This window comes from Sphingomonas sp. VDB2 (assembly GCF_047946695.1).
Taxonomy (GTDB): domain Bacteria; phylum Pseudomonadota; class Alphaproteobacteria; order Sphingomonadales; family Sphingomonadaceae; genus Sphingobium; species Sphingobium bisphenolicum.
In genome coordinates this window covers 2991707-3012712 of record NZ_CP159615.1, presented here as the reverse complement: position 1 = coordinate 3012712, position 21006 = coordinate 2991707, and the positions used below count along the sequence as shown (strand labels likewise).

Annotated in this window: 15 protein-coding genes; 11 read left to right on the top strand and 4 right to left on the bottom strand. The window is 65.0% G+C overall.

What is annotated here, in order from left to right; genetic code table 11:
* Positions 1-29 precede the first annotated feature (29 nt).
* Positions 30-2867, bottom strand: coding sequence for a TonB-dependent receptor (locus tag ABT375_RS14970; protein WP_416463121.1), 2838 nt, complete (start codon positions 2865-2867; stop codon positions 30-32).
* Positions 2868-3146: 279 nt separating this feature from the next.
* Here ABT375_RS14970 and ABT375_RS14965 point away from each other — a divergent pair, with 279 nt between their 5' ends.
* Positions 3147-4250: an NAD(P)-dependent alcohol dehydrogenase gene (locus tag ABT375_RS14965; protein ID WP_416463120.1), complete on the top strand. Its 1104-nt coding sequence runs from the start codon at positions 3147-3149 to the stop codon at positions 4248-4250.
* A gap of 12 nt (positions 4251-4262) precedes the next feature.
* Here the strand turns inward: ABT375_RS14965 and ABT375_RS14960 are convergent, their stop codons facing one another.
* Both ABT375_RS14960 and ABT375_RS14955 read right to left on the bottom strand, forming a co-directional pair.
* Entirely contained in the window at positions 4263-4736 is a 474-nt protein-coding gene (locus ABT375_RS14960; protein ID WP_416463119.1) for a group I truncated hemoglobin, read from the bottom strand.
* A gap of 11 nt (positions 4737-4747) precedes the next feature.
* Positions 4748-5617 (bottom strand): DUF3034 family protein, encoded by an 870-nt coding sequence (locus ABT375_RS14955; protein ID WP_224547955.1) that lies wholly within the window; start codon positions 5615-5617, stop codon positions 4748-4750.
* Positions 5618-5740: 123 nt separating this feature from the next.
* Here ABT375_RS14955 and ABT375_RS14950 point away from each other — a divergent pair, with 123 nt between their 5' ends.
* The 7 genes from ABT375_RS14950 to ABT375_RS14920 all read left to right on the top strand — a co-directional run bounded on the left by ABT375_RS14950 (position 5741) and on the right by ABT375_RS14920 (position 16786).
* Entirely contained in the window at positions 5741-6355 is a 615-nt protein-coding gene (locus tag ABT375_RS14950) for a methylamine utilization protein (RefSeq protein ID WP_224547953.1), read from the top strand.
* Complete coding sequence (locus ABT375_RS14945; RefSeq protein WP_224547951.1) at positions 6352-8655, top strand: putative bifunctional diguanylate cyclase/phosphodiesterase; 2304 nt, start codon at positions 6352-6354, stop codon at positions 8653-8655. Before ABT375_RS14950 ends, ABT375_RS14945 begins: the two co-directional genes overlap by 4 nt.
* A gap of 285 nt (positions 8656-8940) precedes the next feature.
* Positions 8941-9414, top strand: a complete 474-nt coding sequence (locus tag ABT375_RS14940) for a hypothetical protein (RefSeq protein WP_416463118.1) — start codon at positions 8941-8943, stop codon at positions 9412-9414.
* 32 nt (positions 9415-9446) lie between these two features.
* Entirely contained in the window at positions 9447-10571 is a 1125-nt protein-coding gene (locus ABT375_RS14935; protein WP_224547947.1) for a hypothetical protein, read from the top strand.
* Between the two features lie 65 nt (positions 10572-10636).
* Positions 10637-15601, top strand: a complete 4965-nt coding sequence (locus tag ABT375_RS14930) for a hypothetical protein (RefSeq protein WP_416463117.1) — start codon at positions 10637-10639, stop codon at positions 15599-15601.
* The gene (locus ABT375_RS14925) at positions 15601-16116 is read left to right on the top strand and encodes a hypothetical protein (protein ID WP_416463116.1); all 516 of its coding nucleotides are present in this window, start codon (positions 15601-15603) and stop codon (positions 16114-16116) included. The genes ABT375_RS14930 and ABT375_RS14925 overlap by 1 nt, the downstream gene beginning before the upstream one ends.
* 19 nt (positions 16117-16135) lie before the next feature.
* Positions 16136-16786 (top strand): PilZ domain-containing protein, encoded by a 651-nt coding sequence (locus ABT375_RS14920; protein WP_416463115.1) that lies wholly within the window; start codon positions 16136-16138, stop codon positions 16784-16786.
* 6 nt (positions 16787-16792) lie between these two features.
* On the opposite strand, the gene ABT375_RS14915 is transcribed toward ABT375_RS14920, so the two are convergent.
* Entirely contained in the window at positions 16793-17284 is a 492-nt protein-coding gene (locus tag ABT375_RS14915) for a hypothetical protein (RefSeq protein WP_416463114.1), read from the bottom strand.
* Positions 17285-17456: 172 nt separating this feature from the next.
* Between ABT375_RS14915 and ABT375_RS14910 the strand changes: the two genes are divergently transcribed.
* The 3 genes from ABT375_RS14910 to ABT375_RS14900 are packed head-to-tail and all read left to right on the top strand — an operon-like array spanning position 17457 to position 21006.
* A complete protein-coding gene (locus ABT375_RS14910; protein ID WP_224547941.1) occupies positions 17457-18113 on the top strand; it encodes a response regulator transcription factor in 657 nt (218 codons plus the stop codon).
* On the top strand, positions 18110-20623 hold the full coding sequence (locus tag ABT375_RS14905; protein ID WP_416463113.1) for an ATP-binding protein: 2514 nt from the start codon (positions 18110-18112) through the stop codon (positions 20621-20623). Before ABT375_RS14910 ends, ABT375_RS14905 begins: the two co-directional genes overlap by 4 nt.
* Complete coding sequence (locus tag ABT375_RS14900; protein WP_224547939.1) at positions 20620-21006, top strand: response regulator; 387 nt, start codon at positions 20620-20622, stop codon at positions 21004-21006. Before ABT375_RS14905 ends, ABT375_RS14900 begins: the two co-directional genes overlap by 4 nt.

The following is a 21006-nucleotide window of genomic DNA, read 5'->3' as shown; positions in this document are numbered from 1 at the left end:
GTGCTTGCCAGTTTCCTTTGTTGAACCAATTACATGCGGACGCGCGCGCCGACCTTGAAGTAGCGGCCGATCGGATCGAAATAGACCTGGTTGGTGGCCCCCTGCGCGCTGGCGGCGAGCGGCGGGTCCTTGTCGAGCAGGTTGTTGACCACGCCGAACAGTTCGAACTGGTCGTTCACCTTCACCGTCGCGCCAAGGTCGAGATAGAAGCGGCCGGCAACACGGTTGCTGTTGACGCTGTTGGGCAGGCCGGGCGCATAGCCATCATCCTCCGGGCCGACCAGGGCCGTGTCGAACACGCCCTTGGGTATATATTTGCCGTGCAGGTTCAATGCGACGCTGCCCAGATCCCATAGGACCGTGCCGTCCACGATCCAGTCGGGAACGCCGGTGGTAGTGCCCGGACGATAGCCGGTCTGGCCCGTCCGGTCGATGCCGCCAATCTCCAGCTTGAGATAACGGGTCGCCAGCAGGCGGAAGTCCAGGCTGCCCAGCGACCCGACGTCGGTGCGATAAGTCGCCTCGAAATCGATGCCGCGATTGCGCACCTGGCTGACATTCTGCAGCACGTCGCTGACGCTGGTGAGCGTGCCCGACGCATCGCGCTGGACGAAGTTGCACAGTGCCGTCTGCCCGCCCGCGCAGCGATCGACCACCACCTGCGCGCCCAGCGTCGAAATCGCACCCTGCAGGTCGATGTCATAATAGTCGACCGAGAAGCGGAAGTTGCGCAAAAAGCCCTTGGGCGCCAGCACCACGCCCGCCGTCCAGGTATCGGCCTTTTCCGGCGACAATTGCTGGTTGGCGCCCGAGAAGCTGTTGACCTGAATCTGCGCGCCGTTGTTGAGCGGATCGACGATCGTCGTGCGGCCCAGCGTGACCGGCCCGAACAATTCGGTCAGGTTGGGCGCCCGAATGTCGCGCGACCGGGTAACGCGGAAACGCACTTCCTCGATCGGCGCATAGATGCCGCCCAGTTTCCAGGTGGTGGCATTGACCGTCGTGGTGTCCAGGCCAGGGCTGGAGCGGCGATAATGGGTGCGGCGGACCGCGCCGTTCAGTTCCAGCGTCTGGGCGAAAGGCGCGTCCTTCAGGATCGGTGCCTGCGCCTCCAGATAGGCTTCGGCGACGCGGATGCTGCCATTGACCGCCTTGCCGTTGAACGACCAGAAGGCGTTGGCGGTGGACAGGGCGTCGGCGGCGCCGACCGCCTTGTCGCTGCGATATTCGCCACCCGCCGCGATCGAGAAATCGCCACCCGGCAGCGCGAACAGCGATCCGTTGATGTTGGCAGCGACCACATGCTCGGTCGTGTCAGTGGTCTGATAGCCCGACGGCGCGATATAGGCGGCGGCCTCCGGCGAGATATTGCCGGAGCCGAACAGGTTGATCGGCACGCAGCTGGGATCGTCATTGGCACTGCTGGCGTCGGCATTGATGCCGCACACCACCTGGCCGTTCACATTGACCGCATTGGCCGCGTTGGTGACCCGCGACCCGACGACGTTGCCGCTATAATCCTGGCGGAACTTGTTGCGGCCATATTGATAATAGGCGTCCCAGCGCCAGTTGTCGCTGATCTTGCCTTCCAGCGACAGCACCGCCCGATAGGTCTTGTTGTCGCTATGGTTGACCGATCCGCCCAGATCCATCAGCGCGCGGCCTAGGGTGAAGGCCGTGATGGCATTCGCGTCCATGATCGCCGCGACGCCGTCGGGCAGATAGGCGTTGTTGCGCTGGATCGTCTGCGTCGTGCGGGCGACCGATCCGATCACCATGCCCTGCGACCGAGCATAGGACAGGTCGACACTGGCCTTCAATGCATCGGAAAATTCATAGGATGCCTGGCTGTAGCCGACGAAACGCTTGACCGGCGGGATCAGGAGAATGCCGTCCAGAAAACCGTTGCGCACCGACTCCTCGCCGCCCTTGGTGAACAGCGGCGACGGATTGGTGCCATAGATGGTGCCGAAATCATAAGCGTGCGTCGTGCCATCCGGGTTGAACGCCAGCCCGCGCAACGGCCCGGAATTGGTGACGATCAGTCCGCCGGACGAGATGGTGCCGGTGCCGGCCGGGCCGCCGCGGATGCTGGCGGGCAGGCCGCCCGATCCCGCCGGGCTGTTGCCGATCAACTGCTCGCGCGGACACCAGTCGCGGGTGTAGCAATCGCCCATTCCGTCCGACCGGTCATATTCGCCCGCGATCATGAAATGACCCTTTTCGTCCGCGAACTTCGTGCCCCAGGCGAGTTGCGCATTCTGCCCGGCATAATCGCCGCGGTCGGATATGCCCGCCTGGATCGATCCTTTGAGGCCGGTCAGGTTGCGGTCGAGGATGAAGTTGACGACACCCGCCACCGCGTCCGAGCCATAGGCGGCCGACGCGCCGCCGGTCACGACTTCGGTGCGCGACACCAGCGAACTGGGGATCAAATTGACGTCGATGGTGCCCTGCGTGGTCGACGGCACGAAACGCTTGCCGTCGAGCAGCACCAGCGTCCGGGTCGCGCCAAGGCCGCGCAGGTCGAGTACGCGCGCGCCGATATTGCCGCCCACCGCCTGCTGCGTCGCCGGCGTCACCAGCGGACGGAAGGAGGGCAGTTCGTTGAGCGCGTCGCCGACATTGGTGATGGCGCGCTGCTCCAGCCGCTCACCGCCGACTACGGTAACGGGCGTCGGCGCGTTGAAGCCCGATCGGGCGATGCGCGATCCGGTGACGACGATGTCGGCAGCCGCCGCGTCATCGACCTCCGTCGGCTGGGGCGGCGGCGCGGCGTCCTGCGCCGACGCGACATTGGCCAAGGCGCACAGCGCCGCACTGCCCAGAAGCCCGTATTTGAAGCGAGACACCAAATGAAGATTCATATTTTCATCCTCCCAACACTCTCGGATCTGCCATCCGCTTTATCGTGATATCGGTCACATTAGCGAATATGTTTATGCAAGGCAATCCCCTTGGCGCCAAAGAATGACATTCACCCTGCCCGCAAAAATATGGCTAGTAAGCAGAATATTTGGCTTTTTATCGCCATGTTCTACGAGGCCACCTGGGAAAATCCGTAGAGGATGCATCAAGCGCTTGGCCATCGATGCAGCATTTGATATCGGTCCCATCTATTAGAGAGAAATCGGAAGAGGACGAAAATGGACATCCGCGCCGCCGTCGTTGAAGCATCGAACCGCCCCATGGTCATCCGGTCGCTGACCATCGAACCACCCCGCGCGGGCGAAATATTGGTGCGGCTGGTCGCCACCGGCGTGTGCCATACCGACGCGACCATGTGGCAGCAGGGCGTGCCGGTACCCCTGCCGGTCGTACTGGGGCATGAGGGCGCCGGCATCGTCGAACAGGTGGGCGATGGCGTGACCGACATCCGCCCCGGCGATCCTGTGGTGATGAGCTATAATAGCTGTGGAAGCTGTCCAACTTGCTGTTCGGACCACAGCAGCTATTGCCATGAATTTTTCCCGCGCAATTTCTTCGGCACCCGTCCCGATGGCAGCACCGCCCTCGCCACGAGCGACGGCAGCCCGGTCTTCGCCAACATCTTCGGCCAATCTTCCTTCGCGACCCACGCGATCTGTCACGCCCGCAACACGGTAGTCGTGCCTGAGGGTTTCGACCTGCGGATCGCCGGCCCGCTGGGCTGCGGCATATTGACCGGCGCAGGCGCGGTGATGAACGCGCTTCAGGTCCGTCCGGGGCAGAGCGTGGTCGTGCTGGGCGCGGGGTCGGTCGGCCTATCCGCGATCATGGCGGCCAAGGCGGTGGGTGCGACGACCATCGTCGCCGTGGACTTGAACCCGGAGCGGCTGGCGCTGGCGGCGGAACTGGGCGCGACCCTGACGATCGACGGCCGCACCGACGATCCCGTCGCGCGCGTGCTGGAAACCGTGCCGGGCGGCGTCGATCATGCGCTCGACTGCACCGGCCTGCCCGCGGTGATCCAGCAGGGGATCGCGATGCTGGGCGTGCGCGGCACTTGCGGCATTGTCGGCGCAGCGGCACCCGGTACGCTGTTTCAGGCCGACGTCTCGCATGTGATGAGCGGCGGGCGTACGATCCGGGGCATTGTCGAAGGCGACGCCGACCCCAAGCGGTTCATCCCGCAGCTTATAGCCTGGCACCAGGCCGGGCGGTTCCCATTCGACCGGCTGATCCGTTTCTATCCGTTCGACGCGATCAACGACGCCTTCCACGACTCCGAAAGCGGCGTCGCGATCAAGCCCGTGCTTCTGTTCGAATGACGAACCGCGCCCCTATTGTCCTACCACATCATGGTGCATCGGGGCCAGTTTCGACAGGAAGCGGTTCTGCGCCTGAAAATCGATCTTCTCGTCGCGCATAGCCTGTTGCAGCAGTTCGACCAGGCGGTTCATATCCTTGCGCTGCATGCCCAGATCCTTGTGCGCATTGGCCATGTCGCGGCCGCTATAGGAACAGCCAGCGTTGAGGATGTAGCAGAATTGTTCGACCAGAGTCCGCTTCAGCCGGACCTTGTCATGGCTGACGAATATCTCACCGATGACCGGGTCGGCATAGGCCAGCGTGACCATATGGTCGACGACCCGGCCGATGCCATCCTGACCGTGAAAGGCTCTGGCCATCGCATCGCCCGTGAAGGGCGTCGCGCCGGCATTGGCGTTGCTGGCGACATAGGGATCGACCGTCGCCTCGCCGGGCATGGCATAGGGCGCTGCCTGAAGCAGGAGCAGGGAAAGGATCAGCGACATCTCAATAGTCCTTAAAAGGCGGCCTGGAGCGAGAGGAAGACGCCGCGCTGGCCCTTCACCGTCGCGATCGAACCCAGATCGGTATAGGCGACCGTCGCGGTCAGGTTGCGGCTGAGCGCCAGCGCGGCGAAGGCGTCGAACCAGTCATCCTCCCGCGCGATGCCCAGATTGTCGGGCTTGCTGCGAAACTCGCCGCCAATGGCCAGTCCAGGCGACAATTGCCAAGCAGCCGATCCTTCGAACTCCACGCCATAGTCGCCATTCTTGTCGCCACCAAAGCCCAGCAGGCCCATCTGGTTCGCCTTGGTCAGGCGCGCCGTCGCCGACAGCAGAATGGAGCGGGAGAGAAACAGCCGGCTGACCGTGGCATAATAATCCACGCCCTCGTCATGGCGCGCGCCGATCGCGCGCACGACGTCGCCCTGCCCGTTCTTCTTATACTGCACGCCGACCGCGATCGCCGGCAGCGAATCATAGACCAGATCGCCCGCCACGCGCAGTTTCGCGCCGACAATATCCTGCGAAAAGGCATAATCCTTCCCCAGTCCCAGCGCGGCGCCGATCTCGTTCGTGTTGAAATCCTGATGGGTGTAGCTCAGTTCCAGCCGGTCGCGAAAGCCGATGGCGACGCCGGCGCTCTGATAGTCGTAATCCTTGACCTCAACGATCGTGCCATGGGCGGACAGGCCGATGCCCTCGTCCGTCTCATTGCCGGCGATCACCGCCCAAGGGGTCAGGCCACCGCCAGCCGCGCCCTCCAACGAGCTGATGCCGTTGGTCAGCAGCAATTTACCGCCATTACGGAGCGGTTTGGCCGTGGCTTGCCCGGATGGCAGGGCAACCGCCAGGGCGGCGAGCGCGATGAAGGAATATCGGGTCATGCCATGCTGATAGCCCGCCATGGTTAATATTCGCTTTGGCCAACCATGCGGATTTTTATGGCAAAAGATACGTCCGGTTCGCACTAAACATTTCTTCAACCTTAGCGATTAGGAGCAGGCATCATGTATTGCCTGCGCCTCGTCCCTCTCGCCCTGACCTGCATGGCCGCGCCTGCGCTGGCGGGCGATCTCAACCTCAAGCTGGTGGATGCGGCAGGGCGCCCGGTCGCCGACGCCGTCGTTACGGTGCGTCCAGCGGGCGGCATCCCGCCCGGCCCCATCCGCTTTCCCTGGCCTACTACCATGGTCCAGCAGAATATCGCCTTCGCCCCGCATGTGCTGGTGGTGCCGGTTGGGACCACGGTGCGCTTTCCCAACAAGGACAAGGTGCGCCATCACGTCTATTCCTTTTCCAAACCAGCCAAGTTCGAGATCAAGCTGTTCGGCCAGGATGAAACACGCAGCTACACTTTCACGTCGGTGGGGGCAGTCGCGCTGGGTTGCAACATCCACGACCAGATGAGCGGCTTCATCAAGGTCGTCGACACGCCCTTCGCGATCAAGAGCGATGCGGCCGGCACCGCGCACCTGGCCGGTATGGCGACCGGCACAGCGCAAGTGACGATCTGGCATCCGTTGCTCAAGGCGAAGGACAATGAAATCGTCGTCAACATCCCCATTCCGGGCAGCGGCGCGGCCAGCAAGACCGTCCCGCTAACGCTCCGCAACGCTCAATGAGCCACGCTCTCGCCCTCAAACGATTCTGGCGGCGCGCCGTCTGGCGCTTCCAGTCGACGCTGACCTTCCGCATGACGCTCTTTTATGGAGCGCTTTTCGTCGCGGTGTCGATGCTGTCGCTGTTCGGTACGCGCAAGGCGATCGAATCCTATGCCGAAAGCCAGATCCGCCGCGAAATGACAGTCGGCAGCGCCCTGTTCGACCGGATCGCCACAATGCAGTTCCATCAACTGGCGCAGGCCGGCAATGTCCTGGCCAGCGACTTCGGCTTTCGCGCGGCGGTCGGCACCAACGACGCGGCGACGATCGCCTCCGCATTGCAGAGCCTGCAGGGCCGGTTCAAGATCGACGACGCCATGTTCGTCGGCATCGATGGCACGATAGCGGGAGGTTCCGACGGGCTATCGGCCACGGAGCAGACGCAATTGTTCGACGCACTGGACGCCGGACGCGAACGGGGCATCGTGCGCTGGCGCGGCCAGAGTCATATGGTCGCCGCCGCGCCGGTGCGCGCGCCGATGTTGATGGGCTGGGTCGTGTTCGCGCGCAACATGGGGCCGGTCGACCTGCAACAACTCGCCAAGCTTTCTTCGATCGATCTGCATCCGCAACTCGTGCCGCTCACCGCCGCTGCGGCGCGGGGCACCGAGGTGCGGGAAATCGACCGCGGCGGCGAACGCATTCTCAGTTGGGGGCAACCTGTGCCTGCGCTGGTGGAGGCCGCGCCGCAACGACTGATACTGGAATATAGCTTGACCCGCGCGCTGCGGGGCTATGCGCCCATCCTCTGGGCACTGTTCGGCTTCGGCGCGCTCGGCCTGCTGCTGGCGATCGCCGGCGCCTTTGCCGCCTCGCGCCGGCTGGCGCGGCCGATCATCGCGCTGGAAGCCGCCGCGCGCAAAGTCAGCGCCGGCGAACATGCCCAGGTGGTGGTCGAAACCCGCGATGAGATCGGTCGCCTCGCGCGCAGTTTCAACCGCATGGTCACTGCGGTCGAGGAGCGCGAGCGCCAGATCGCGCATATGGCCTTTCATGATTCGCTGACCGGCCTCGCCAACCGCACCCTGCTGCGCGAACAGATCGCGCTGGCGCTGCACCGCCATGGCGGGGTGGATTTCGCGCTGTTCTGCCTTGATCTCGACAATTTCAAGTCGGTCAACGACACGCTGGGCCATCCGACCGGCGACGCGCTGCTGTGCGAAGTCGCAACGCGCCTCGCCGAAACCTGCCCCCAGGGCTTCGTCGCCCGGCTGGGCGGCGACGAATTTGCGATCATCGTCCAGGATGGCAATGGCGCCGCCGACCAGACCGGCCGCGCGATCGTTCAGGCGCTGACCCGTCCCTTCACCGTCAACGGCCATCGCATCGTCACCGGCGGCAGCGTCGGCATCGCACTGGCGCCGCAGGACGGGCAGGATGCGACGTCGCTGCTCAAGAACGCCGACCTTGCCCTCTACCGCGCCAAGCATGACGGCAAGGGCAGCCACCGATTCTTCGAAAACGCCATGGATGCCGAAGCGCAGGCGCGACGCGCGATGGAGGTCGACCTGCACGACGCGCTTCGCAAGGGCGAGCTGGAGCTGCATTTCCAGCCGCTCTTCGGCCTGTCGCAGAACCGCGTGACCGCATTCGAGGCGCTGATGCGCTGGAACCATCCGGTGCGCGGCATGGTGTCGCCGATCGACTTCATTCCACTGGCGGAAGAAACCGGTCTGATCATCCCGATCGGCGAATGGGCGCTGCATGAAGCCTGCCGGATCGCCACCACATGGGGCGACGACATCCGCGTCGCGGTGAATGTGTCCCCGGTCCAGTTCCGCAGTTCGACGCTCAACAGCATCGTGCTCCAGGCGCTGGCGCGGTCCGGCCTGGAGCCGCAGCGGCTGGAACTGGAGATCACCGAAAGCCTGTTCATCGACAATGTGGAGGCGACGCTTGCCTCGCTGCACTCCCTCAAAGTCCTGGGCGTGCGGGTGGCACTCGACGATTTCGGCACCGGCTATTCCTCGCTCAGCTATCTGCGCAGCTTTCCCTTCGACAAGCTCAAGATCGATCGCAGCTTCATCGTCGACCTGCTCGCCAATGAAGGCGCCACCGCCATCATCCGCGCCATCACGACGCTGGCGGACGCGCTGGGCATCGAGACGACGGCCGAGGGCGTGGAAAGCAGCGAGCAGCTCGACATATTGCGATCCGAAGGCTGCAACCAGATTCAGGGCTATCTGTTCAGCCGGCCGATCCCCGCGGGCGAGGTTCCCGCGCTGCTGATGAAGCTGTCGGGCAATCGCATGGCGGCCTGAACCAGCCCCGTTCCAGAAGCATATAAAGCCAGCCTGGCGCTTGCCGACTGACTCGTCGCGCTGTTGTAAAAGCGCTGTTTCCATGCCGCTGAAGGCCCGCCGGGTCGAACTATCCTCCCTCGCAAGGGCCTTGCGCGCCCGGCGCGCGCCGATCCATATTCCGCTACGAATTGCGTGCGATCGTTAGACGATGGTCGAACTTCGGATCGTTGCGGACCGAACGGTAAGACTTCATTAGCCGCGAAATCATCCAAGGGAACCAGTGCCTCAACAAGGACTGGAACCATGGCCCGAACATTGATCACCGCTCTTCTCGCCGCCGCGGCCGTCGTCACCCCGGCAGCCGCTTCCCAGGGACCGTTGCAGGTCGCCTCCAAGATTTTCGTCGAACAGCGCGCGCTGGACAAGGCCGGCGCGGTCAGTACCTCGCTGGCGCCTGCCACGCGTGCCGTGCCGGGCGACCATGTCGTCTTCGTGCTCGCCTATCGCAACACCGGCGCGCAGCCGCTGTCCGACATCGTCCTCGACAACCCCGTGCCCGGCGCGATCACCTATCGCGCGCCCGGGGCCGGATCGGCCGCGCCGGAACTGTCGGTCGACGGCAAGACCTATGGCGCGCTCGCCCAGTTGCGCCTGCCCACGGCCAGCGGCGGCAGCCGCGCGGCCACATCCAATGATGTCCGCCACATCCGCTGGCGCATCGCGACCGTGCCTGCCGGAGGACAGGGCCAGCTCGCCTTCAAGGCCGTCCTCAAATGACCCCCGCTGCTCGAACCACAGGAAACTACAAGATGATCTCTCGCTCCCTGCGGCTGATGCTGCTGAGCGGCGCCGCAATCGCCGCTACCGGCACCGCCCACGCCCAGTCCGCCTCAACCGCTACCACCGCTGGCACGGAAGTCGCCAACACCGCAACCGTGACCTATACCGTCAACGGCGCGTCGCAGACCACCACGTCCAACACCGCCAAGTTCGTGGTCGACCGCAAGGTGGACTTCACAGTCATCACCGACCAGACCGGCGCCACCCAGGTCAATCTCAGCCAGCAGGCCGCCGTCACCAAGTTCAAGGTAACCAACCACACCAACGGCATCCAGGATTTCTGGCTCGATCCGGACCAGACCACCCTGTCGGTCGGCATCCTGACCGGCACCGACGATTTCGACATCTCGAGCATGAAGGTCTATGTCGACAGCAATAACAACGGCGTGTACGACGTCGATGTCGATACCCAGACCTATATCGACGAACTGGCGCCCGAAGCCTCGGTCGCCGTGTTCATCGTCGGCAATATCCCCGCGACCGTGGGCATCCACGAAGCCCAGGTGTCGCTGCATGTGATCGCTGCCGCCGGCGGCACTTCGGGAACGAAGGGCGCCCTGCTCGTCGCGACCGACCTAAATCTGGGCAATGCCGACAATGTCGTCGATATCGTGTTCGCCGACGACGACAGCGACGGTACGCTCAACCTGGGCGACGTCGCCCGCAACGGCCAGGGCCGTGCCTATGCCGCCTATGTCATCGGCACCCAGAATGTCGCGCTGACGGTCACCAAGTCGGCCCTCATCCTGTCCGATGGCGTCAACACCCTCAATCCCAAGGCGCTGCCCGGCGCGACGGTGCAATATTGCCTGCTCGTCCATAATGGCACCGCGCTAACCGGGGCGAACGGCGTGGCGCTGACCGACATCGTGCCGTCGAACACGACCTATGTGCCGGGTTCGATCAGCGTCGGCCTGCCGGGCGGTACCTGCGTGCTGGCCGGCACGACCGAGGATGACGATGCCGACGACGCAGCCGAAACCGACGGCTACACCGCCAATTACAATAGCGGTACGCACACCGTCACGGCCAATGTCGGCACCGTCGCAGGCCTGGGTTCGGTGGCCGTCGCCTTCAAGGTGACGATCAACTAATCACTGGAAAAGCAAAGGATAACTGGGCGGCGCGCGCTTTACCCGCGCGCGCCGGCAGGACCCCTATGGCCAAAGTCCGCGCCCTTGCCAACCTGATTGCCGCCCTGAGCGGCGTGGCCGCCGCGACCCCCGTCGCGACGCAGGGGCAGACGCGCGTCACCAATACCGCGACCGCGACCTGGCAGGCGCCGACCGGCCCGGTCAGCATCGATTCCAACACGGTGACCTTCGACGTCGAAGCCCGCGCCAAGCGCCCGACCCGGTTGAGCTTTCGCCTGCTCCCGGTCGGTTACAGCTTGCAAGGCACGCGATGCGAAACGTCGCCCTCCATCGTCTTCACCCCCGCCCCGATCGACGCTGCCGACCTTGCGCGCGCGCCGGTGGCCGAATCCATCGACACCCATGTCCCCCTTATTCTGGTGCTGGACAATCCGGGCGGCAATCATGATCCCAATCTACGCGAAACCTCCTGGATCAACGTCCACACCCAATATCTGACCAGCACCATTCCCATGATGGAGACAGGTCCCGATACCGGCGTCTTCGCCGGCGGCGTGCCGCAGGGCAATGACGGCTCCGCCTCCCCCTGCGACCCGACACTGGATCGCGGCGCGCAATTGACGCTCAGCTTCACCGAGGATGCCTATAGCTACGGATCGACGAGCTCGATCCTGATCGATCCTACCGGCTATGTCTTCGATTCCGAAACCGGCGCGCTGGTCGATGGCGCGACGGTGACGCTGCTGGGCGAGAACGGCCAGCCCGCCAAGGTGTTCGGCGACGACGGCGTCAGCGCCTACCCCTCCACCGTCGTCAGCGGGGGCAGCACCACCGACGCCAGCGGTCGCCTCTATGATTTTCCCCAGGGCAACTACCGTTTTCCGCTCACCGCACCGGGCCGTTATCATCTGCAAGTCACGCCGCCGGCCCATTATGTCGCGCCCTCGACCCGCAGTCGCGCCGATCTGGAGGCGCTGCGCGGCCCGATGAACCATCCCTTCATACTGAACGAGGCGTCGTTCGGCGGCGTCTTCGCCCTTAGCGATCCGGAACCCTTCATCGCCGACATCCCCCTCGATCGCGTAGGCGATACCCATTTGCTACTCACCAAGACCGCCTCGGTCCGCGAAGCCTCGCCCGGCGATTTCGTCCAATATCTGGTCCGCGTAGACAACCGCTCGGACGACGACGCCAGCGGCATCCATCTGACCGACATCCTGCCGCCCGGCCTGCGTTACGAGCGCGGATCGACCCGAGGGGCGGACGAACCCTTGGTCGCGACAGACGGCCGAACGCTGGACTTCACCATCCCGGCCTTGCCCGCCGGTAAGACGCTGGAAGTGCGCTATATCGTCTCCGTCGCGCCCGGCGCACCGCGCGGCGAGGCGCTCAACCGCGTGCTCGCCTCCGGCTCTGCCGGCGCCACCAGTAACGAGGCGGCCGCCTCCGTCCGCATCGGCGCGCTGCTTTTCACCGACGGCTTCACTGTCGTCGGCCGCGTCACCGAGGGCGACTGCAACGCCCCGGCCAAGGGGCGCAAGGGCGTTGCCGGCATTCGCCTGCTGATGGAGGATGGCAGTTTCGTCGTCACCGACAAGGACGGCCTCTATCATTTCGAAGCCGTACGGCCCGGTCGCCACGTCGTCCAGCTCGACGGCGCCAGCCTGCCCGCCAGTCACGCGCCGCTGCTGTGCGACGCCGACACGCGCAACGGCGGCAGCGCAACGTCGCGCTTCGTCGAGAGCGCAGGCGGCCTGCTCCAGCGCGTCGATTTCCAGCTGCGCCTGACCGGCCTCGCCGCTGCCGCCGTCGCCGACGCCCTACCCGCCGCGCCCGACGCCGCGCAGGCCGCAGGCGACCGGGAATGGTTCGACGGGCAGGATGCCGGCATCGCCCTGCTCTTCCCGATGCAGGGCTATAATCCCCGCTCCCCGTCCACCCGCGTCGTCATCAAACATCATGCCGGGCAAAAGGTCGCGTTACGCCTCAACGGCGGGCTGGTCGATGCGCTGGCCTATGATGCCACCGATACGGACGGCGACATCGCCATCGCCAAATGGTCCGGCCTCGGCCTCGATCCCGGTGACAACGCGCTGGAAGCCACCGTGATGAATGCGGACGGCAGCATCGCCCAGACGCTGCACGGCACCGTCCATTATGCCGGCGCCGCCGCCAACGCCATCGTCGCGCCGGACGCCAGCAAGCTCGCCGCCGACGGCCTGACCAACCCGGTCCTCGCCTTCCGCCTGACCGATCGCAGCGGCCGCCCGGTGCGCGACGGCACGACCGTTCCCGTCACGGTCGACCAGCCCTATGCCATTGCGGTCGACACCACCGTCCCCGCCAGCCGCCGCGCCAGCGGCACCGCGCTGGTGATCGGCGACGAAGGCATCGCCTATCTCGCGCTGCAACCCACCACCCAGGCCGGCGCCTTGCGGGCGACCGTGACCCTGACCGACGACAAGCAACAGCGCGCCATCGAACTGCGCGCGCGCCTGACGGCGGTGGCGCGCGACTGGACCGTGGTCGGCTTCGGGTCGGGTACGATCGGCTTCGACACGCTGCGCCGGCGCTCGTCCGCCCTGCCTGCCTCCAGCCGCAACAGCCTGGTCACCGACGGGCAGTTGGCGCTCTATGCCAAGGGCCGGATCAAGGGCAGCTGGCTGATGACCATCGCCTATGACAGCGACCGCAAATATGACCGCTCGCGCGGCCTGCTGGGCCAGATCGACCCGGATCGCTACTACACCGTCTATGGCGACGCCACCCGCCAGGGCCATGACGCCGCGACCGCGCGCAAACTCTATCTGCGGCTGGAGCGCAAGGATTTCAGTGCCCTGTTCGGCGATTTCGAAACCGGCATGACCCAGACCCAGTTGACCCGCTACAGCCGGACCCTCAACGGCATGAAGGCGGATTATGCCGACGATCGCCTCAGCTTCAGCGCCTTCGCCGCCAACAGCGACGACCTGCACGCCCGCGACGAAATCCAGGGCAATGGCCTGACCGGCCCCTATCGCCTGTCGGGCCGTGACATCGTTCCCAACAGCGACAAGCTGAGCATCGAAACACGCGACCGGCTGCGCCCCGAGCGCATCCTGTCCTCGACCCCGCTCACCCGCCATATCGACTATGATATCGACGCGACCATCGGCACCATCCGCTTCCGCGAGCCGGTGCTGGGCCGCGACGCCGCCAACAATCCGGTCTTCATCGTCGTCGACTATGAAACCTACGGCAAGGGCAAGAAGCTGACCGCAGGCGGCCGCGCCGCGATGAAGTTCGCCAAGGGCAAGGCCGAGGTCGGCGTGTCGGCGATCAAGGACAACAGCCATGGCGACGGCTTGCTGCTGGGCGCGGACGTCAGTGCGCGAATCAGCGACACGACCCAGTTGCGCGCCGAAATGGCGGCCGGCAGCCGCGACGGCCTGACCGACGGCCGCGCCTGGCTGGCGGAAATCGAACATCACAGCAAGAAGGCCGATGTGCTGGCTTATGCACGACAGCAGGACGACGCGTTTGGCCTCGGCCAGCAGAATCTGGTCGAGGCGGGCACGCGCCGCATCGGCTTCGACGGCCGGGTGCAACTGGCCGAAAAATGGGCGCTTACGGCCTCCTCCTGGTATCAGGACCAGCTGATCGGTGCCGGCAGCCGCTTCGCTGGCGAATCGCGCATCGAATATCGGCGCGACCATGGCACGATCTTCGCCGGCGCGCAGTTCGCGCTGGATCACGGCATCGACGGCAAGGATCGCGACTCCCGCCTGCTGACGCTGGGCGGCATCCAGATATTGATGGGCGGCAAGCTGACCCTTACCGGCCAGACCCAGTTCGCGCCGGGCGGCGACCGCGACAGCGTCGATTTCCCCGCCCGCCACCAGTTGATCGCGGCCTGGCGCGTCAAGCCGGGCATCCGCCTGATCGGTGGCTATGAAGTGGCGCAGGGCGAGGACTACACGACCCATACCGCGCAAATCGGCTTCGACGTCCAGCCCTGGACCGGCGCCAAGGTCACCACCGCCATCAACAACCAGACGTCAGGGGAGAATGGCGGGCGCGTCTATGCCAATTACGGTCTGGTTCAGTCGCTGCCGATCGGCGATCGCTGGACGATCGACGCGACCTTCGACGCCAGCACGACCGTCAGCGGCAAGATTCCGGCCGGCGGCGTCGTCCAGCCGTTCCAGACCAGCGGATCGGGCAGCGTTGGCGGCGGTGCGCTGGGCAGCCTCTATGGCAATGACGGCGATTATGCCGCGGTGACGCTGGGCGCCAATTACCGCGCCGACCTCTGGTCCTGGAACGGCCGGGTCGAATATCGCAAGTCCGACCAGAATAAGCGCTTCAACATCACCAGCAACGTCGTCCGCGCGCTGGGCGAGGGCAAGACGCTTGCCGGCACCGTCCGCTACTCCACGCTGAGCCAGGTCAGCGGCGCGCAGGCGAAGAGCCTGGCGACCTCGGTCGCACTCGCCTGGCGACCGCTCGACAGCCGCTGGTCGCTGTTGGAGCGGCTGGAACTGCGCAAGGAAAGCGCGGATGCGGGCGTGGGCGGGGGCAACGTGCTGGGCGTACCGGCCGGCAGCGGCATCGGCCAGCGCACCCTGCGCCTTATTAACAACCTTGCCGTCAACTATCGCACCGGCGCAGAAGGCGGCCGCCACAATGTCGAGGCGACCGTCTATTATGGCGCCAAATGGGTCAGCGGCAGCTATGGCGCGGACGACTATACCGGCTATATCGACGTCACCGGCGTCGACCTGAGGATGGACCTGGGCAAGCGTTTCGACATCGGCGTGCAAGCGTCGGCGCAGCACGCCTGGAGCCGCGGTGCGGTGGCGTTCAGCGGCGGACCGTCGGCCGGCGTATCCCCTGCGCCCAATGTCTGGATCAGCGCCGGATATAATATCGCGGGTTATCGCGACCGCGATTTCGAGGATGACCGCTACACCCGTCGCGGCCCCTATGTGACGATGCGCATGAAATTCGACCGCAACGCCATCGCCGGCCTGCTCGGGAAGGGCCGCTGATGCGCCGGTTCACCTTCCTCCTGCTTGCGGCGCTGTCCACACCCGCCCTGGCCGATCCGATCACGGCGACCAAGTCGGTGAGCGTCGTGTCCGATCCCATGGGCAACCTGATCCCGCGCGCCATCCCCGGCGCGGTGGTCGACTACAGCGCGACCCTCGCCAACCCGCTCGCCAACCTGGGCAAGACAGTGCGGGGCGTCTCGTTCGAGGACCAGTTGCCCGCCAATGTAATCCTGCGCGTCAGCGATCTGGGGACGAGCGGCAGCGGCCCGGTGGTCTTCACCAACGGCGCGATCGTGCTGGGCGTGGGCGACAGCGGCCTGACCTACACGTTCAGCGGCCTTGGCAGCACAACCGACGGTATCGAATTCAGCAACGGGGCGAATTGGGCCTACACGCCGATCCCGGATGCCGACGGCTATGACTCCAATGTCCGCGCCATCCGTATCAAGCCGATCACCACATTCAAGGCGGGCGGATCATTTACCGTCCGCTTCCGCGTCAAGCTGCGTTAGCCAAAGGGGGAAGTCAGACATGTCCTACGGAATGGAACAGGCGGCGATGATGCCGATGGCCGCTCCTTCGATCGCCGGACCATCGGTTGTCGCGATGGAACGGCGGCGGGACACCCGCGCGGCGACGGTCTTTACCATCGGCAAGATTTCGTTCGATGGTCGCAGCCTGCCCTGCATGGTGAGAGACCTGTCGGAAGGGGGAATGCGCATCCAGTTGCCCGCCCCGCCGCCGCCCGGCGCCCGCGTCCTGATCGAAATGCGCGGTCTCGACCCCCGCCTTGCCTGCATCCGCTGGGCGGTGGGGCATGAAGCCGGCCTCAGTTTCGACCTGCGCTGCTGCCCGGCGGATATTTTCGCGGCCCGCGCCAGCCGGTCGGGACGGATTGCGCGCCAGCCGCGCTTCCCGTTGCGCGGCGACGCGCCATTGTTGATCGACGATATGCCGATCGCCGCCACGATCGAAAATATTTCTGTCGGCGGCGCGCGGCTTGTCCTGTCCGAACCGCTGGCGAACGGCCGGCAAGGCGTGCTGGGCCTGACACTTGGCGACCGGCACGGAGTCGCCGGAACCATCTGCTGGACGCGCGACGACCACTGCGGCTTCCGCTTTGTTCAGCCGATCAGCAGCGTCGCGCTGGCCGTCATGCTGGATGGCGCCGGATTGGATTGAGTCCGCTCAACCGGTCGCCGCCAGCCAGCGATCAATCGCGATCAAGGCGGTCCGGCTGTCGCGCAATGCCGCCGCTCGCCCGCCCGTTCCCAGATCGACCGCCTGCCAACTCTCGCTCGCCACGGTGAAGCCCAATGTGCCCGTCAATCCTGCGATGCGGTGGGCGCTATGACCCTCGGCTCCCTCGATAGCCCTTTCCAGTTCCGCGCGAAGGCCCTCCACCACAGGCAGCAGGCCGTCGCGGCCGAACATCGTCGCCATGCGCGCCAGACTGGCCGTATCCGGCGGCAGCCACTGACTGAAAATGGCGGCAAGCCGTTCAACGCCCTGATCCGGATCGACCACCAGATCGACCGGAAAAGACGGCGTCCTCCCGCCATCCATCACCGCTGCCACAATATGATCGCGCCGCAGCGACGCAACCTCGCCCATTCCGTCCACAACGATCATGCTGGCCGCCGCGACAGCGTCGCCATCGTCGCATGATGCTTCCAACACCTCCCATCCGGCAAGGCGCATTGCGGCGCCAACATGCGCATAGGTTAACGAGGCGGCAACACTGATGACAGCCAAAGTGTTTTGCGATCCGTCCATAGATGCATTACATCCTGTTGCGTCCTTTCCCGTGACTAGCCCATTTTCTACAAATGGATAACAATAAGGCTGGAGGATGGTGGAGACCGTAACCGGAGGCCGCGTATTGATCGCGGACGACCACCCGTTGATCCGTGAGGGTCTGGCGCTCGCCGCGCGCGCGGTGATGCCTGGCGTCACGGTCGATACCGCCGGCACGATCGGCGAAACCCTGGCGACCTTGAAGCGCCACGCCAAATATCGCCTGATCCTGCTCGACTTCGTCCTGCCCGACGCGCGCGGCTTTTCCGGCTTCCTGCAGGTGCAGCATGAAGCCGGCCGGACGCCCATCGCGATGATCTCCGCGCATGAGAATGCGACGCTGGTCGAAAGCGCCCGCGCGTTGGGCGCCGCGGGCTTCCTGTACAAGACCCGGCCGTTCGATGACCTGGCGCGCGACATAAAGAAGCTGGCGGAGGGGCAGACCAGCTTCCCCGCGGTGGATATCGACGCCAATCCGGCAGACCTGCGCGATCGCATCGCGACCCTGTCCGGCGCACAGCTCCGGGTGTTGATCGCCCTTTCGGACGGGCGTCTCAACAAACAGATCGCCGCCGATCTCGCCGTATCGGAGGCGACGGTGAAAGCCCATCTGACGGCGATCTTCCGCAAGCTGGATGTCGGCAACCGCGCGCAGGCGCTGCTCGCGGTGCAGCCGCTGTTGGGAGACGTGGCGGCGGCCCGCCCAACATGAACGGCGCGCCCCCCGAGCCGCCCAGCGCGTCACCCTTCGTGCTGGCGGCGCTGGTCGTTCCGCTGGTGCTGGCGGCGCTGCTTTTCTGGCTGGGCGGTGAATATGGCCGCTGGAACGGCCTGCGCGAGAATGCCGACCAGTCGTTCCATCGACGCGTCCTCCTAATCGACATATTGTCCGAACTGCGCGCCGCAGAATCCAGCCAACGCGGTTATATCCTCACCAACGACCCGGAATTCCGCGCCCGCTACGGCGAGTGGCATGGCGAAATCCAGCGCAGCTTCGAAAAGGCCGACGCGCTCTACCGCGAAGCGCCTTCGCACCAGACCAGCTTCGACGGCCTGCGCCGGATCGCCCGGACCAAGGTAGCCGAGATGGACACGGTGTTGCGAATCTATGCGAACAGCGGGCCGGAAGCGGCGCGCCGGCGTGTGGCGGAAGGCGAAGGCAAGCGACTGATGAACCGGCTACAGCAGCAACTGGATCGCGTCATCCGCGAAGAACAGCGGATCGGCGAAACGCGCGTCGCCGACTATCGCAGCCGCACCGAAACATTGCAGCGGGTCATGTGGATACTCGTCGCACTCAGCAGCCTGTCGCTGGCGATCGCGCTGCTCGGCCTGTGGCGCCAGCGGGTGTCGCAATATATTGTCGAACTGCGCGGGTTCGAGGCGGCGCGGCGCAACGAAACCATCCTCGACAGCACGATCGACCCCATCATCATCGTCAATCCCAGCGGAAGCATCGAAACCATCAACCAGGCGGCGACGAAAATGCTGGGCTATGAGGCGACCAGCCTCGCGCGCCGCGATTTCGACCTGATTTCCGACATTGCGCCTGGCGTCGGCAGCTTCCTCGACCGCATCGGTCTTGTCGATGGCGAACTACGCACCCCCTATTGGACCGATCGGCAGGTTCGGCACCAAAGCGGCCGCCTGCTGCCTGTCGATATCGCCTTGGGCGTCATGTCGCTGCCCGACGGCAACCATATCGTCGTGTCACTGCGCGACATTGTCGAACGCAAGCGGGTCGAGCGGTTGAAGGACGACCTGATCTCCACCGTCAGCCATGAACTGCGCACGCCGCTGACATCTATCGTCGGCGCGCTGGCGCTCCTCCGGCTGGATGTCGGCAATCGGCTCGACCCGGAATCAGCAGGCCTCGTCACCATCGCCGAAAATAATGCGCAGCGTCTGATCCGCCTCATCAACGACATGCTCGACATCGACCGCATCGATTCGGGCAAACTGCGCATGACGTTGGCCCCGATCGACCTGCATCATGTCGTGATGCGCGCGTGCGACGACAATGGCGGCCTGGTCCGGTCCGCCGGCGCGTTGCTCGACCGCACCATGGCGGACGAAACCTTGATGGTTCAGGGCGACGAGGAACGGCTGTTGCAGGTCATCACCAACCTCCTGTCCAATGCCGTCAAGATATCCTCAGAAGGCCATCATATCGCCGTCGGCCTCACGCGCAGCGCCGACGGGCGTCGCGCCACCGTCTTTGTCGATGATGACGGACCTGGCATCCCCGAGGAATTTCGCGGGCGCATCTTCGGCCGGTTCGAGCGCGCCGCAAATGACGAAGGCGCGCCGGGTACGGGGCTGGGGCTGGCCATCGCGCGCGAGATCGTCACGCAGCATGGCGGAGAATTGTGGTTCGAGGACCGGCCCGGCGGCGGAACCCGCTTCGCCTTTTCGCTGCCGGTCATGCTGCCGGTCGCCCTGCCGCGCGAGCGCCCCCATGGCGAAACCCATGTGCTCATCTGCGAGAGCAATCCCGCCGTCGCACGGTTGCTTCAGTCGCAATTGTCGGAGGAAGGCTATGCCTGCCGCGTCGTCACCGACGCCCGCGCAGCGCGCGCGGCGATCGTCGCCGATGGCTTCAGCCTTCTATTGCTCGACATGGCGCTCGACGATGCCGACGCCTTTCATTTTGCGCGCGAAATGCGCCGGCTGGAAGGACCGGAAAAACTGTCGATCCTCATGGTATCCGCTGCGGGCGGCGATGCGTCGACACCCTTGTCGCTGGACCTGATCGACTGGATCGACAAGCCGATCGATCCCGGCCGGCTCAAGGCGGCGATCACGGCATCCTTCCGCCATTCGGGCATCAAACGGCCGACGGTTCTTCATCTCGACGACGACCAGGACACACTTGAAATCACCGCCGCAGCGCTCAAAGGCATCGCCTACATCCTCAAGGCCACAACCCTTGCAGAAGCGCGCGCCCTGCTTCGTGTGGAAACGCCTAATCTGGCGATCCTGGACGTCCATCTGGAAGAAGGCCTCGGCCTTGACCTGTTACCCGATCTGGTGGACGACCAAGGGGTCGCCATCCCGACCATCATCTATTCCGCGCATGATGTCGATATAGAGATCGCCGGCCAGATCGACGCGGTGCTGGTCAAATCGCGCACGTCGCTGCCCGATCTCAAGGCGACGGTGCGACGGGTCGTGGCGACCCGTCACGGCCGGGCAGAAGGCGGGGAGGAAGAAGGCGCATGAGCGAAGCCGACCGTTTGCGCATCCTTTATGTCGATGACGACAAGGACATCCGCCACATCGTCAAATTGTCGCTCGCCCTCGACCCCTTGATCGAATTGCGGCTGTGCGCCGATGGCGCCGAAGCGCTGGAGGTCGCCGCGACCGGTGCATGGCGACCCGACCTTGTCATGCTCGACGTGATGATGCCCCGCATGGATGGCCCCACGCTGATGGTCGCGCTGCGCGAGCTGGCAGGCTTTGCGGACATACCCTTCGTCTTCGTCACCGCCCGCGCCCGCGAAGCGGACGTGCAGAGCTATCATGCAGCGGGCGCCAGGGGCGTGATCCTGAAACCGTTCAATCCGCTGACCCTGGCCGGCAGCGTCCGCACGCTGGTCGGCTGA

Coding starts and splice junctions, on each gene's coding strand:
- ABT375_RS14970 (WP_416463121.1), bottom strand. CDS start 2,867: ATGAATCTTCATTTGGTGTCTCGCTTCAAATACGGGCTTCTGGGCAGT.
- ABT375_RS14965 (WP_416463120.1), top strand. CDS start 3,147: ATGGACATCCGCGCCGCCGTCGTTGAAGCATCGAACCGCCCCATGGTC.
- ABT375_RS14960 (WP_416463119.1), bottom strand. CDS start 4,736: ATGTCGCTGATCCTTTCCCTGCTCCTGCTTCAGGCAGCGCCCTATGCC.
- ABT375_RS14955 (WP_224547955.1), bottom strand. CDS start 5,617: ATGACCCGATATTCCTTCATCGCGCTCGCCGCCCTGGCGGTTGCCCTG.
- ABT375_RS14950 (WP_224547953.1), top strand. CDS start 5,741: ATGTATTGCCTGCGCCTCGTCCCTCTCGCCCTGACCTGCATGGCCGCG.
- ABT375_RS14945 (WP_224547951.1), top strand. CDS start 6,352: ATGAGCCACGCTCTCGCCCTCAAACGATTCTGGCGGCGCGCCGTCTGG.
- ABT375_RS14940 (WP_416463118.1), top strand. CDS start 8,941: ATGGCCCGAACATTGATCACCGCTCTTCTCGCCGCCGCGGCCGTCGTC.
- ABT375_RS14935 (WP_224547947.1), top strand. CDS start 9,447: ATGATCTCTCGCTCCCTGCGGCTGATGCTGCTGAGCGGCGCCGCAATC.
- ABT375_RS14930 (WP_416463117.1), top strand. CDS start 10,637: ATGGCCAAAGTCCGCGCCCTTGCCAACCTGATTGCCGCCCTGAGCGGC.
- ABT375_RS14925 (WP_416463116.1), top strand. CDS start 15,601: ATGCGCCGGTTCACCTTCCTCCTGCTTGCGGCGCTGTCCACACCCGCC.
- ABT375_RS14920 (WP_416463115.1), top strand. CDS start 16,136: ATGTCCTACGGAATGGAACAGGCGGCGATGATGCCGATGGCCGCTCCT.
- ABT375_RS14910 (WP_224547941.1), top strand. CDS start 17,457: ATGGTGGAGACCGTAACCGGAGGCCGCGTATTGATCGCGGACGACCAC.
- ABT375_RS14905 (WP_416463113.1), top strand. CDS start 18,110: ATGAACGGCGCGCCCCCCGAGCCGCCCAGCGCGTCACCCTTCGTGCTG.
- ABT375_RS14900 (WP_224547939.1), top strand. CDS start 20,620: ATGAGCGAAGCCGACCGTTTGCGCATCCTTTATGTCGATGACGACAAG.